This window comes from Shewanella benthica KT99, from assembly GCF_000172075.1.
GTDB lineage: Bacteria > Pseudomonadota > Gammaproteobacteria > Enterobacterales > Shewanellaceae > Shewanella > Shewanella benthica_A.
In genome coordinates, this window is sequence record NZ_ABIC01000039.1 from 1 (window position 1) to 14766 (window position 14766).

The window sequence follows — 14766 nt, forward strand, 5'->3', positions numbered from 1 at the left end:
TATGCGTATTATCGATAAGAAAGGTATTGAAGTTGTTCTTGCTGAACTTCGTGCCCGCGGCGAGAAGGTATAATAAACCATGGCTAAATCTAAAAGTAAACGTGAGAAGATCAAGCTAGTTTCTAGCGCTAAGACTGGTCATTTCTACACGACTGAAAAGAACAAACGTAACATGCCTGAAAAGATGGAAATCATGAAATTTGATCCCGTTATCCGTAAGCACGTTATGTACAAAGAAGCTAAAATCAAGTAATAACTTGTTGCTAACTTCTAAACAAGCCCCTGATTCAGGGGCTTTTTTTTGCTTGAAATTTAGTTTTTTCATTCACTGTCATATAGATCGAGTAGGATGAATAATCCAAATTGTTATTCATTTGTGTTATTTTTATTTTATTAGTTCACGCCCTATTTTAAAACGATTCCCCCATACTGACGATTAAATATAAATGCTTTTATTTTGCATTAAAATGCAATATCATGCTTGTTGTAGCCTACGGCTGCGGCCGTCTGTTTTGCATAAATGAATCAAGGTGAGAATATATTCGTGCGTACCACTGAACTCGTTGATGGATTTCGTCACTCAGCTTCCTACGTCAATTCCCATAGGGGCAAGACCTTTGTGGTGATGCTTGGGGGGGAGGCGTTAGCTAATAAACAATTTCGCTCAATCATTAATGATATTGCCCTCTTGCATAGCCTGGGGATCAAGATTGTTCTGGTGCATGGTGCCAGGCCGCAGATTGATGAGGCTTTGGCGGACAAAGCTATCCTGCCTGAGTACTACAATGGCGTAAGGATCACCGACGAAGATGCCTTTAAGGTGATCAAGCAAGTTGTCGGTGGACTGCAGCTGGATATCACCGCCAGACTCTCCATGAGTCTCAGTAATACCCCGATGAAGGGGGCGCAGATCAATGTGGTGAGTGGTAATTTCGTTATCGCTCAACCTCTTGGTGTCGATGACGGTGTCGACTATTGCCTGAGTGGCAAGGTCAGACGTATCGATGTGCAAGGCCTTAAGGGCCAGCTGGACAGTAATAGCATAGTGTTACTCGGGCCCGTTGCCGCCTCGGTCACGGGAGAGAGCTTTAATCTGACTGCCGAAGAGGTCGCCACTCAGATCGCGGTGAAACTCAAAGCCGATAAGATGATAGGTTTTAGCTCACAGAAAGGTATCCTAGATAGCACGGGTCAGGTGCTTGCCGAATTGATGCCAAATGATGCTCAAGCTATCTTGAGTGATTTAGACTTAAGCTCGAGTGTCTGTCGAGGTACTAAAGCTTTTCTCAAAGCCAGCATCGATGCCTGCCGCAATGGTGTCTCCCGTTGTCACTTCGTTAGTTATCTGGATGATGGTGCCTTGTTGCAGGAGCTCTTCTCCAGAGATGGTATTGGTACCCAGATTGTAACCGAGAGTGCCGAACGTCTGCGTCGTGCCGATATTGGTGATATCGGCGGGATCTTAGATCTGATCCGTCCGTTAGAGCAGAAGGGCATTCTAGTTCGTCGTTCCCGTGAGCAGCTGGAGATGGAGATTGAGCAGTTTATGCTTATTGAACGCGATAACCTGGTCATAGGCTGCGCGGCCTTCTACCCGTTCGAGGAAGACAATGCCGGCGAGTTTGCCTGTCTGGTGGTGCATCCCGAATACCGGGATGCCGACCGGGGCAGCATACTGCTGCAGAATATTATCGGTCAGGCCAGGGTCAGGGGCTATTCAAAATTGTTTGCCCTGACCACGCGCAGCATTCATTGGTTCCTGGAACAGGGTTTCGATATCGTCGATGTGGAAACCTTGCCCGATAAGAAGAAGCAACTGTACAACTATCAAAGAAAATCCAAGATACTCGCCTTAGATCTATAACTTGTAGGTTACAGTTTCTTGCGTTTGTACAACATATCTATGGTGAATACGAGCAAGGCTCCCCAGATAAACAAGAAGGTGATTCCTTTCTCCAGATCGAATGATTCGCCATAGAGGGTGACGGCTAAGATAAACATGATGCTTGGGCCGAGATACTGAATGAAGCCCAGTACTGATAGCGGGATCCTCACCGCAGCAGCGGCGAAACAGAGCAAGGGTATGGTGGTCACTATGCCCGCCGCTAATAGCAGCAGATTGAATGACATCTCGTTGGTCATCATGTTGGTCAATGAGCCGCCCATATTGGTAAGCAGGTAGATGAGTGCAACCGGGAATAGGATGGCGGTCTCGACCAGTAAGCCTGTCTTGGCATCGACATTAACTTTTTTACGTAGCAGACCATAGAGGCCAAATGAGCAGGCAAGACCCAAAGATACCAGAGGAATTGAGCCAAACGAGATCAACTGAACCATCACGCCGCTAGCGGCCAGCGCGACGGCAAACCATTGTAGTTTTCGCAGTCGCTCGCCGAGGAAAACCATGCCTAACATGACATTAATCAGTGGGTTGATAAAATAACCTAAGCTGGCATCTAACATATGATTATTATTGATGGCCCAGATAAACAGTAGCCAGTTAGCCGCGATCAGGATTGAGGTCAAGGTTAGCACCATGAGCTGCTTCGGCCGTTTCAACACTTGTCTGAGGCGAGAGAAACCACCGAATACCATCATGAGTATAGTGACAAATAAGAATGACCAGATCACCCGATGGATCAAGATCTCGGTTGCAGAAACCTGTCCCAGCAACTTGAAATACAGTGGCGCGAAGCCCCAGAGAGTATAAGCACAAATAGCAAAGGTTATGCCTTTACTATGTTCAGAATCGAGCATGATTAGAACTACAAAATGAGAAAGTGCCTCATTGTATTCCTCAAGACCTACAGCCTCAAGGTTAAAACTGTGACTAACAGTTTCTTGTCTGTCTCATGAAAGTGACACCAGCAAAGCAAAGCTGACAGACATGAACTGATTGGTATTAGCCAACCATGTAGGTGCCAGTGCCGAAGGCGATGTGATCGCCACGCTCGTTATGCAGTTCCATGCGGCAGACTGACACACGATTTCCGGCGCGGATCACAGTGCCGGTGCCGGTAAATATCTCACCTCTGCCGGGTCTGAGGTAATCTATTCTCAGATCTATAGTGCCTAAAGTTTGCAAACGGCTCTGTAGTTCTTCTACACTCCAGTCGTCGCGACTGGCGACTAAACCCGAGAAGGCTGTTAGTCCACCGACAACGTCGAGTACCGTAGCTGTGACGCCGCCGTGGAGGATCTGCTGGTGGATATTGCCGATAAGCTCAGGCTTCATATTGACGCTAACTTCGACGCCATGGATATCATAACGTTTGATATCCATGCCCAAAAGATTATGAAACGGCACTTGCTTATCGAACACCTCGGCCACTCTCTTAAGTATTTCGGCTTGCACTGGATTGGTCATAAGCATCCTTTTATAGGGTAAGTATCTATTGTTGTTTATTATTAGAGCAATTAATCTATCGCTTATTTACCTCGCTATGCAAGATGAAAAGCAGATTATTATCAAACATAGGCCGATCATGAGAGACAAGAGGCGCGAGCTTTATTAGAATGGTAGGCCCTATTTCTGACTCCCGATGCCCATGGACCAAGTGACGCCGCAACCTCAATCAGATCCACTCTCTTCGAGCCTACAGTCTGTATTCGGCTACCGCACCTTCAGAAAGGGCCAGCGGGAGGTGATCGAGCAGATCTGTGCCGGTATCGATTGTCTGGTGATCATGCCTACAGGTGGTGGTAAGAGCCTGTGTTATCAACTGCCGGCATTGCAGATGCCCGGTTTGACCATAGTCGTTTCACCGCTGATCTCCCTGATGAAAGATCAGGTCGATAGCCTGCAGCAGATGGGAGTCAATGCCGGATACCTAAATTCATCTCAGGCAGGGGAAGAGCGGGCCAGGATCCTCAGGGAGATGCACAGCGGCGAGTTAAAACTGCTTTATGTTTCTCCGGAGCGTTTGCTGCAAGCCAGCTTTATCGAGCGTTTACATGAACTGCATATCTCACTTTTCGCCATAGACGAGGCTCATTGTATCTCCCAGTGGGGGCATGATTTCAGGCCCGAGTATGCGGCGTTAGGCAGGTTGAGACAGTATTTTCCCCATGTGCCTATCATGGCGCTGACGGCCACGGCGGATCAGGCAACCAGGCAGGATATCTGTCAGCGTCTGACCATAACACCATTTTCCTTTCTCACCAGTTTCGATCGGCCGAATATTCGCTACACTGTGGCCGAGAAGCTCAATGCGGCTAACCAGCTGCGTCAGTTCGTGACAGCCCAGAATGGTAGCAGTGGCATCATCTATTGCGGCAGCCGTAGGCGTGTCGATGAAGTGGCGGAGCGCCTGAGGCTCCAGGGTCATAATGCCGACGCCTATCATGCGGGCAGGACGCAGGAGGAGAGGACCGATGTGCAAGATCGCTTCCTGAAAGATCAACTCGATATCGTGGTGGCAACCGTGGCTTTTGGCATGGGTATCAACAAGTCCAATGTTCGTTACGTGGTGCATTACGACATTCCTAAGAGCGTGGAGTCATACTATCAGGAGACGGGGCGCGCCGGGCGTGATGGTTTAGACGCTGAAGCCTTGATGTTGTTCGATCCGGCCGATATTGGCCGGGTACGTCACCTTATAGAACAATCAGAGCCAGGTCCCCAACAACAGGTCGAGCTACATAAGCTCAATACCATGGCCGCCTTTGCCGAGGCGCAGACCTGTCGTCGTCAGGTGCTGCTGCACTATTTCGATGAGAGTGCCGAAGAGCCCTGTGGTAACTGTGATATCTGTTTGGACCCGCCTAAGCGATATAACGGCATTCAAGATGCGCAGAAGGTGCTCTCCAGCATCTATCGTTTGAAGCAAGGCTTCGGCATCAATCACCTCATCGAGGTGTTGCGTGGCTCTAAGGCTGCCAATGTGCTGGACCGCGGCCATGATAAGTTATCCACCTGGGGAATAGGCAAAGACAAGAGTCATGAATATTGGCTGAGCATCATCAGGCAGATAATCCACTTAGGCTTTGCTAGTCAGGATATTACCCGGGGATCCTCGGTCAAGTTGAATCCCTCGGCGCGAGCCGTGCTAAAAGGGCAAGTCGAGTTATTGTTGGCAGAGCCGAGGATCATACTGAAAACCACGACTAAGCGTCGTAGCGGCAGTACTCGTGCGCCATTGAATTATGATCGTAAGTTATTTGCCAGATTAAAGCTGCTGCGTAGGCGCCTGGCTGAAGAGCTGGATGTGCCGCCTTATCTGGTATTCAACGATGCGACTCTGGCCGAAATGGCGGCCATGACTCCCACCAGTCCAGGCGAAATGTTGGCGGTTAATGGTGTCGGTGAGCGTAAGTTAGGCCGTTTCGGTGGTGAATTCCTCGATGAGATCGCCAACTACCTGGCCGATAGCTAGAAGATAAGCCGTTTCGGTGGTGAATTACCTTAATAAGATCGCCAACTACCTGGCCGATAGCTAGAAGATAAGCCGTTTCGGTGGTGAATTACCTTAATAAGATCGCCAACTACCTGGCCGATAGCTAGAAGATAAGCCGTTTCGGTGGTGAATTACCTTAATAAGATCGCCAACTACCTGGCCGATAGCTAGAAGATAAGCCGTTTCGGTGGTGAATTACCTTAATAAGATCGCTAACTAGCTGGCTGATAGCCAGGAAATCCTGATGCAGGCGAGTATGGGCTAATGCTTGCCTGTTTCCTCTTCTTCAACATTAACAGTTTTACCTTAGCTCGTTTTATCAAAGACTCGAGGCTGTCCTGTTGTTGCAATTTTGCATAGCCAATATTAGCCCGATCACCTTGCTGTAATGGCAGCATCACCGCTTCAATCTGTTCGATAATCTTTAAGGTGCCTTTCTCCTGTGTAATTGCTGTAAACGCGTATCCTTGATGAAGTTAAAGGTATTTTCTGCTGCATCGAATTTGAGCACCTGATAACTAAGTACTAACTCATGATATTTAGAGGTTGGGAGACCCGTTGCTATGGCTTGGTTCATCAGGGTCATGGCTTTGGGCTGGTTGCCGCTTGATCATTGGGTGAAGCTCCGTTTACTTATTCGAAATCCATGTGGCAGGCATTATAACTAATGTGATGTATTAAAAAACAACAGAGTATGATTTAGAACTATTGGTGGCAAAATCGACTTATTATCGAGATATCCTAGGTAAATGGCTGCTGATTATAGGATCAATGAAAAGATAGCCAAGGTTTAAAGGTGTTTACTCTGGTCTAATCAGGTGAAAATGAAAAGAATGGGGTTGACACTTGAGCCGCCACACGTTAAAAATTAACCGTTCTTTAGCAAACTAACGTCATAATCGAGTATTAACTTGCTGCATAATTAATTATGCACACTGAATAAATAAGACAGATGAATATAAAATGTGCATTACTCAACCTCCTCATTCTCATTCTCGCAGGTCCTGCGCGGAGGATGTAGTGTTGCACACTCGATAGAGAAACAGCATTCACAAACCCCGCGCTAACAAACGCGGGGTTTTTTGTTTTTCAGCGCAAATAATAATTAGGTCTTCCACGGAGAAACCAGATGTCTAACCGAGTGATTATTTTTGATACGACCCTACGTGATGGCGAACAGGCCTTGGCGGCAAGCTTAACGGTTAAGGAAAAGCTACAGATAGCGCTCTCTCTGGAACGACTGGGTGTTGACGTGATGGAGGTGGGTTTTCCTGTTTCATCTCCGGGAGATTTTAAGTCTGTTCAGACCATAGCCCGTACGATAAAAAACAGCCGAGTGTGTGCTCTGTCCCGCGCCTTGGAAAAAGATATCGATGCAGCGGCTCAGGCACTGTCGGTTGCCGAACAGTTCCGTATTCATACTTTCATCTCCACTTCGACCATACATGTTGAAAGTAAGCTGAAGCGTTCTTTCGATCAGGTATTAGAGATGGCGGTTGGCGCCATCAAGTATGCACGTCGATTCACCGACGATGTCGAGTTCTCCTGTGAAGATGCGGGTCGCACGCCTATGGATAACCTATGTCGTATGGTCGAAGAGGCGATTAAAGCGGGTGCCAGGACGATTAATATTCCCGATACCGTAGGTTACACCATACCGAGCGAATTTGGTTCCATCATAGAAACCCTGTTTAATCGAGTACCTAACATAGATCAGGCGGTGATATCGGTTCACTGTCATGATGATTTAGGCATGTCTGTCGCTAACTCGATCACGGCCATCCAGCATGGTGCGCGCCAGATCGAATGTACGGTCAATGGCATCGGTGAGCGGGCGGGTAACTGTTCTCTGGAAGAGATAGCCATGATCTTGGCTACCCGTAAGGAAAAACTTGGCTTCGAAACCGGCATCAACGCCAAAGAGATCCACCGCACCTCTAGCTTGGTCAGCCAGTTGTGTAATATGCCAGTACAGGCTAATAAGGCGATAGTCGGTGCCAATGCGTTCACTCATTCATCGGGTATTCATCAAGACGGCATGCTTAAGTCACAGAATACCTACGAGATCATGACGCCAGAGAGCATAGGGCTACCGCGTAATAATCTCAATATGACTTCGCGTTCGGGACGTCACGTGATCAAGCATCGCATGGCCGAGATGGGTTATGTTGCGAGCGATTACGATATGGATACCTTGTATACCTCCTTCCTCGAGCTGGCGGACAAGAAGGGTCAGGTGTTCGATTATGATCTCGAGGCGCTGGTCTTCATTGAGGCCCAGGCCGATGAGGACGCACATTATAAATTGCAGCAACTGGTGGTCCATTCTGATTCTACCCAAGGCAATGCAACTGCGACGGTTAAAGTTGACATCGATGGCCAGACTGTCACGGAGGCGGCCACGGGTAATGGCCCTGTGGATGCTGCCTATAATGCCATCGCCCGTGCCAGCAAGTGTGAAGTAAATATTACCAGCTATAAGCTAAGCGCCAAGGGTGAGGGACAAGATGCCCTGGGTCAGGTCGATATTGAGGCGAGCTACCAGCAGCAGAGCTTCCATGGCGTCGGGTTGGCGACGGATGTGGTTGAGGCTTCGGTTCAGGCGCTGATACATGTGATGAACCTGACTTGGCGTGCAGATAAGGTTGCCGATTGCAAAGAGAAGATTCAGCAGCATAGAGAGTTAGGCGGCGTATAACAAAGTTAATAATTATTCGAATAGTAAAATTAAAGAGTTGGGAGTATGTGTCGTATGAGTTATCAAATAGCGGTATTAGCCGGAGATGGAATTGGACCCGAAGTGATGGCCGAGGCACGTAAGGTGTTGGCTGCGGTCGAGAAGCGTTTCGATCTCTCAATCGAATATAGTGAATATGATGTTGGGGGCGCGGCCATCGATAATCATGGTTGTCCTCTGCCTGAGGCGACTCTAAAGGGTTGTGAGGCGGCCGATGCCGTGCTGTTTGGTTCTGTTGGCGGTCCTAAGTGGGAGCACCTTCCGCCAAACGATCAACCTGAGCGTGGCGCGCTACTGCCTCTACGTGGACACTTCGAGCTTTTCTGTAATATGCGTCCGGCCAAATTACATCCGGGCCTCGAACATATGTCGCCACTGCGAAGCGACATCTCAGAGAAGGGTTTCGATATTCTCTGTGTGCGTGAACTCACCGGCGGTATTTATTTCGGTAAGCCTAAGGGTCGTCAGGGAGAAGGCGAGAATGAAGAAGCATTCGATACCATGAGATATAGCCGCAAAGAGATCAGGCGCATAGCTAAGATTGCATTCGAATCTGCCCAAGGTCGTCGTAAGAAGGTTACTTCGGTCGATAAGGCTAACGTCTTGGCCTGTAGCGTACTTTGGCGTGAAGTTGTCGAAGAGGTCGCTAAGGATTACCCGGATGTCGAACTCGAACACATCTATATCGATAACGCCACCATGCAGCTGTTACGTCGTCCAAATGAATTTGATGTCATGCTCTGCTCTAACTTGTTCGGTGATATCGTCTCGGATGAGATTGCCATGTTGACCGGCTCTATGGGTCTGCTGGCATCGATTAGCATGAACAGCCAAGGTTTCGGCATGTACGAACCTGCCGGTGGCAGTGCGCCGGACATCGCCGGTCAGGGGATCGCTAATCCGGTGGCACAAATTCTGTCAGCGGCCTTGCTTCTGCGTCATAGCCTGAAACTCGAAGACGCTGCCCAGGCGATAGAAGCCGCCGTGAGCAAGACACTCAGCGATGGTTACCTAACCGGTGAGTTATTGCCTGAAAGCGAGCGTAGCCAGGCTAAATCTACCAGTCAGATGGGTGATTATATCGCTCAAGCTGTTGCCGAAGGGGAGGCGTAGATCATGGCTAAGACTTTATACGAGAAGGTGTGGGATGCGCATATCGTCATTGAGAATGAGGGGGAAGCGCCACTTATCTATGTAGACAGACATCTGGTCCATGAGGTGACATCACCTCAGGCATTCAGTGGTTTGAGGGCGGCGGGTCGTAAAATGCGCGCGCCAGAGAAAACCTTCGCAACCATGGATCATAACACTTCGACTAAGAGTGCAAGCCTGGATGCTTTGAGTCCTATGGCTCGAATCCAGGTAGAAACACTGCAGGATAACTGTAAAGAGTTTGGTGTGCGCCTCTATGACATACATCATAAGAACCAAGGTATAGTGCATGTGATGGGGCCTGAGCTCGGCATCACCATACCCGGTTCTGTTATCGTATGTGGTGACTCTCACACCGCCACTCATGGTGCATTTGGTGCACTGGCGTTCGGCATAGGTACGTCTGAAGTTGAGCACGTGATGGCGACGCAAACCTTGCGTCAGTTAAAAGCGAAGACGATGAAGATTGTGGTACGTGGACATGCCGCTGCCGGGATCACCGCCAAAGATATCGTGCTTGCCATCATAGGCAAGATTGGCATGGATGGCGGCACGGGTTATGTGGTCGAGTTCTGTGGTGAGGCTATCGAATCCTTAACCATGGAAGGTCGCATGACTGTGTGCAATATGGCCATTGAGATGGGGGCTAAGGCGGGAATGATTGCGCCGGATGCTACCACTGTCGAATATATGCAAGGGCGTGAATTTTCACCCAAGGGCGAAGCTTGGGATCAAGCTGTAGCGGATTGGGCCGAATTAACAACGGATGAAGATGCCGTTTTTGATGCGACAGTCGTGCTCGAGGCCGGTGATATAGCGCCGCAGCTCACATGGGGAACAAATCCGGGACAAGTCGTTGCCATCGATGGCGTCGTACCAAACCCAGCAGATGAGCAAAACGCTACGGTTAGACACAGCATCGAAAAAGCGCTCAAGTATGTTGATCTTTCAGCCGGGACTCGTATGACAGATGTGAGTATCAATAAGGCCTTTATCGGTTCATGTACTAATTCTCGTATCGAAGATCTACGTGCTGCGGCTGCACAGGCTAAGGGCCGTAAGGTTGCCGCTGGCGTGATTGCGATTGTAGTACCAGGATCAGGCTTAGTTAAAGAGCAGGCGGAGGCCGAAGGACTGGATAAGATCTTTATCGATGCGGGATTCGAGTGGCGTCTACCGGGTTGCTCTATGTGTTTAGCGATGAACGATGATCGTTTAGAGGCTGGCGATCGCTGCGCCTCAACCAGTAATCGTAACTTCGAGGGACGTCAGGGACGAGGTAGTCGTACTCACCTCGTTAGCCCGGCTATGGCCGCAGCGGCAGCTATTGCTGGTCACTTCGTCGATATTCGCAAACCTTACTAGCTTACTAGGAGCACCGAGATGTATGAATCTTTTATAGCCGATGTTGATGTCGTCGATATTCGCAAACCTTACTAGCTTACTAGGAGAACAGAGTAATGAATCCATTTACCTCACACACTGGGCTTGCGGTGATGATCGATAGCGCTAATGTCGATACCGATCAGATCATCCCTAAGCAGTTTCTTTCTAAAGTGACTCGCGATGGTTTTGGTGTACACCTCTTCCATGATTGGCGTTATTTGGACGAGGCTGGCGATCAGCCAAATCCAGAGTTTAGCCTCAACTTTCCCAGATATAAGGGCGCATCGGTTCTCCTTACTAAGGAAAATTTTGGCTGTGGTTCTAGTCGTGAGCACGCTCCATGGGCGTTAGCCGATTTTGGTTTACGCGCCATTATCGCACCAAGCTTTGCCGATATCTTCTACGGTAACTCCATCAACAATGGCCTACTGCCAGTGCGTTTGACTGATGTCGAAGTGCAGCAGTTGATGGATGAGGTTGAGGCACAAGAGGGCGCCGAGATCAGCGTCGATCTTGAGGCCTTAACGGTCACATCTCCTTCGGGGGCTACATTTAGTTTTGAGATTGAGACTTCGGCTCGACATAACCTACTCAATGGCTTGGATGCCATTGGTTTGACTCTAGGTTATGTCGATCAGATTGCGGCTTATGAAGCAAAACTCCCAAGCTGGAAGCTGTAAGTTTTTTTAAGCGTACATTTGTACTTAAATGCTAATAATCTAGAGCCGGATGAACCAGTGTTGATCCGGCTTTTGTTTTAAATCGCAACCTGCTTGCCTTATCCAATTGAAAGTATGGCTGTTTTATTTTTTCAGTGAACTAATGCAAGGTTTTGTTATTTTTAGCAGTGATTTTAACTGCCAGATTTTTTCTATTTAAGCTAACGTGTGTAAGTCGCTGCAAATTTAGTTACCCACTGATTTGCATCGTTATTTTTGGTTTAATCCTCATGCCCCTCCTATCCTGTGGTGACACAGTCTCATCATGGTTGACTCGAAGACCGTTTTAAATAGCCATTTTATCTTAATAAATACTTCATACCTCTCCATATCTAGTTAATTACTCTGAATTATCTCTGTTGCTTGCAAAGATATTCTGCATAAGTACACTCCCAATGCTAAAAATCGAGCGATTACTCTAAAGCTGATGTCGATTAAGAAAGATAATAATTATGGGAAGAAGAACTAAGATGATGAACAAGCGCATAATATCTCTGGCCGTGATTGGCGTGCTGCTGGGATGTGTGTCTCATGTACAGGCGGCGGGTTTTCAATTAGCCGAGTACTCAGCCACGGGTCAGGGCCGTGCTTTCGCCGGTGAAGCGGCGATGGCCGACAATGCATCTACTCAGGCGCGTAATCCTGCCATGTTGACCTACCTGGAAGGGACGAGTTTCTCAGCGGGTGGCATCTATGTGATGCCCAATGTGGATGTGACTGGTGATATCTCTATCGCTTCTCCGCTATTTGGTTCACAGGCGATGACGATGAATGCCGATGCCATAGATGTTGCCGATAATGCAGTGGTGCCTAATTTTTATTTTTCTTATCAGATTAATGATAGCTGGACCTGGGGGATGGCGGTTAACTCTAATTACGGTTTGACGACTGAGTTACCTGCCGATCACGCGGCGGCCATCTTCGGCAGCGAGACTTCGGTGACGACTGTCGAGTTTAATCCCAATATTGCCTACAAGATCAATCAAGCATTCAGTGTCGGTGCTGGCCTGAGAATCGTATACGGTGAGGGAAGTATCGGCGCATCGGCTCCTGGCTGGATCGATGGATTGAAGGCTCATCCTTCGCTGCCAGCAGACGTCGCTGCGGCTCTGCCAGCTGGTGGAGCCAGCCTTAAGAGCATGGAAGGTGACGATATCGCCATGGGTTGGAAAGTTGGCGCCAGCTGGCAGATAAATCCTGCACATCGTCTGGGTTTCGCCTATCACAGCGGTGTTGAACTGGAGCTTGATGGTGCAGTTTCGGGACTGCTCTACATTGGTGGACAAGATGTCGATATTGGCGCTCAGTTACCGCTCGAGTTACCGGCTTTTGCCGAGCTGGCTTCTTATCATCAACTCAGTGAAAACTGGGCCATGCATGCCAGTGTGAACTGGACGCAATGGAGTGTCTTCGATGAGTTGGTCGCTTATTTCCCGGGTGAGGTTAAGCCTATCGATTCTTCGGATGGCAAGTCTATGGAGTCTGATCTGGTTAAAGAAGAGAACTTTAAAGATAATTGGCGCTTCGCACTGGGCTCTACATATCAATTAAATAATCAATGGCTGTTACGCACGGGTATCGCCTACGACAATACCGCAGTGGATGATGAGTATCGCACCATGACTATTCCGGATTCTGATCGTTTGTGGCTCAGCGTCGGTGCCGGTTATCAAGCCTTTGAGAATCTGACTGTGGATTTTGCGGTGACTTATATTAAAGCTTACGGTGATGCACCGATCAATGAGTCGATGAATCTAATGGATCTGGCTCAGGTGAGCTTCGATGGTGAAGCCGTTGGTGATGTCTGGTTAGTCGGCATGCAATTGAGTTATAAGCTATAAGCTATAAATTTTAAATCGTAGAATATAAAAGAGTGCCTCACATATGTGGGGCCTTTTTAACTCTCGCTGAATGATCACTTACTTAATGGAACTGGTATAAATCAGTGAAATGAGCTTACTCAAATCTCACTTTATCCTGTGTTTGCTGCATATATTCATCTTATACCATTCCGAGTAAATATCTGATCATTCAGCGGGAGTTCAAAGCACTGTAGGCAAGGTCTATATTTGCTCCTCGGTAACTGCTCCTGCGTTACTCTACCTCCTATATCCCTATAGTCGTGCAATATAGACATTCACCACATCCATGTGGCTTGCGAATGTTTGAAGCTAATAGTTATTCTCGGCAACAAGCTCCTGCGTTGCTCTCGATAATTGCTCCTGCATTATTCTACCTTCACCCGTCCATGGGCTCGTACCTCCTGCATCTGACCTCCATGGTCTTAAGCGTTCCATACGCTTTCAAGACATTTCCCATATCCCTATGGGTCAGGGAAATGTCTTATTTTGTATGGAACAAAATAGACCATGCAGTCGTATATCGAAAACATTCAACGTAGCATAAAGGGCTTTGAAACCCGCACTGCGTGAGGCTCTCAGTGTTTCCACTTCTGTGTTACATTGACTTAAAAGGGAATAACCATTTTCTCATCAATGCGCCTTGAATTGAAAAAACTGAGAGTCTCTGAACTGACCAGATACTTATATGGAATGGTATTACAACTGCTTACATATTGAATAGGCTCGAGGAATTATCTATATTTTGTTAGTAAAATAAACTTCATAAGATTATATTCATCTAATACAATGAACTTAATCTGTGATCTATTTTAGATCGGCAATTACCAAACAAGAGGTGTGATATGAAGCCCTATCTACTTGCGGCGACCCTGTCTTTACTTCCTTTTACCGCAATGGCTAATCAGACCGCTACCGAGATAGTCGAAGGGTTTATCGCTGCTTATAACAGCCATGATGTCAAACAGATGGTGCAATATACATCAGATGATGTGCGTTGGATGCATGTTACCGGGACCAAGGTTGAGGTCGAAACCTCTAGCCAGGAAGAGTTTGCGGCCGCGATGGCGGATTACTTTGAGACATTGAAAGATGCTAATGCCACTATTCTGCAGATGATCGATTCGGGCAATTATGTCAGTACTGTGGAAAGGGTGACCTGGGACAATGATGGTGAGCAACTGAGTCAGTGCAGTATCGGCAATTTCCATATTAAAAATGGCAAGTTGGCCGAGTTTTGGTATCTGCCAGCTCATGCCTGTGATGAAATCACGGTTGAAGCCAATGCTGAAGAGCTCGATCCAGCGAATACTGTGGAACCAGAAATAATAGTGCAACCCGAAATAGGAGTGTTACAGGAGACTCAGCAATAACCTGTATGGTTATGACTGAGATATATACCCAAACCACTTCAAAATGCAGGATTCAGCATGTCGAGAAGTGACAGAGTTCAAGGCATGAAATAGTAGTACTAGTTATTCTAATTCAATATTTCATAACGCAGAAAAATGTTGCTT

General features: G+C 47.7%; 12 protein-coding genes and 1 pseudogene. 10 read left to right on the plus strand and 3 right to left on the minus strand.

Annotation, left to right across the window (positions count from 1 at the left end; genetic code table 11):
• The 3 genes and pseudogenes from rpmB to argA form a co-directional block, all read left to right on the plus strand.
• A pseudogene (gene rpmB, locus KT99_RS21770) lies at window positions 1-73 on the plus strand (50S ribosomal protein L28); the annotation flags it as partial.
• A 6-nt stretch (window positions 74-79) separates the two neighbouring features.
• Complete coding sequence (gene rpmG / locus KT99_RS15530) at window positions 80-253, plus strand: 50S ribosomal protein L33 (RefSeq protein WP_005501826.1); 174 nt, start codon at window positions 80-82, stop codon at window positions 251-253.
• 291 nt (window positions 254-544) lie between these two features.
• The gene (gene argA / locus KT99_RS15535; RefSeq protein ID WP_040572090.1) at window positions 545-1864 is read left to right on the plus strand and encodes an amino-acid N-acetyltransferase; all 1320 of its coding nucleotides are present in this window, start codon (window positions 545-547) and stop codon (window positions 1862-1864) included.
• An 8-nt stretch (window positions 1865-1872) separates the two neighbouring features.
• On the opposite strand, the gene rarD is transcribed toward argA, so the two are convergent.
• Both rarD and KT99_RS15545 read right to left on the minus strand, forming a co-directional pair.
• Window positions 1873-2757, minus strand: a complete 885-nt coding sequence (gene rarD / locus KT99_RS15540; protein ID WP_005501829.1) for an EamA family transporter RarD — start codon at window positions 2755-2757, stop codon at window positions 1873-1875.
• A gap of 145 nt (window positions 2758-2902) precedes the next feature.
• The gene (locus KT99_RS15545) at window positions 2903-3367 is read right to left on the minus strand and encodes a thioesterase family protein (protein WP_005501831.1); all 465 of its coding nucleotides are present in this window, start codon (window positions 3365-3367) and stop codon (window positions 2903-2905) included.
• A gap of 181 nt (window positions 3368-3548) precedes the next feature.
• Between KT99_RS15545 and recQ the strand changes: the two genes are divergently transcribed.
• Window positions 3549-5375 carry a DNA helicase RecQ gene (recQ, locus tag KT99_RS15550; protein ID WP_040572088.1) on the plus strand — a complete coding sequence of 609 codons (1827 nt, stop codon included), beginning with the start codon at window positions 3549-3551 and terminating at the stop codon, window positions 5373-5375.
• A 445-nt stretch (window positions 5376-5820) separates the two neighbouring features.
• Here recQ and KT99_RS22090 read toward each other — a convergent pair whose 3' ends face one another.
• On the minus strand, window positions 5821-5973 hold the full coding sequence (locus KT99_RS22090) for a hypothetical protein (RefSeq protein WP_157752216.1): 153 nt from the start codon (window positions 5971-5973) through the stop codon (window positions 5821-5823).
• Between the two features lie 552 nt (window positions 5974-6525).
• Here KT99_RS22090 and leuA point away from each other — a divergent pair.
• The 6 genes from leuA to KT99_RS15585 all read left to right on the plus strand — a co-directional run bounded on the left by leuA (window position 6526) and on the right by KT99_RS15585 (window position 14622).
• Window positions 6526-8094, plus strand: coding sequence for a 2-isopropylmalate synthase (gene leuA, locus KT99_RS15560; RefSeq protein ID WP_005501837.1), 1569 nt, complete (start codon window positions 6526-6528; stop codon window positions 8092-8094).
• Between the two features lie 54 nt (window positions 8095-8148).
• Window positions 8149-9246, plus strand: a complete 1098-nt coding sequence (leuB, locus tag KT99_RS15565; RefSeq protein WP_040572091.1) for a 3-isopropylmalate dehydrogenase — start codon at window positions 8149-8151, stop codon at window positions 9244-9246.
• Window positions 9247-9249: 3 nt separating this feature from the next.
• Window positions 9250-10650 carry a 3-isopropylmalate dehydratase large subunit gene (gene leuC / locus KT99_RS15570; RefSeq protein ID WP_005501840.1) on the plus strand — a complete coding sequence of 467 codons (1401 nt, stop codon included), beginning with the start codon at window positions 9250-9252 and terminating at the stop codon, window positions 10648-10650.
• A 95-nt stretch (window positions 10651-10745) separates the two neighbouring features.
• On the plus strand, window positions 10746-11351 hold the full coding sequence (gene leuD / locus KT99_RS15575) for a 3-isopropylmalate dehydratase small subunit (protein WP_005501842.1): 606 nt from the start codon (window positions 10746-10748) through the stop codon (window positions 11349-11351).
• A 512-nt stretch (window positions 11352-11863) separates the two neighbouring features.
• Window positions 11864-13231 (plus strand): outer membrane protein transport protein, encoded by a 1368-nt coding sequence (locus KT99_RS15580; protein WP_040572092.1) that lies wholly within the window; start codon window positions 11864-11866, stop codon window positions 13229-13231.
• An 863-nt stretch (window positions 13232-14094) separates the two neighbouring features.
• Entirely contained in the window at window positions 14095-14622 is a 528-nt protein-coding gene (locus tag KT99_RS15585; protein WP_005501845.1) for a nuclear transport factor 2 family protein, read from the plus strand.
• Window positions 14623-14766 lie beyond the last annotated feature (144 nt).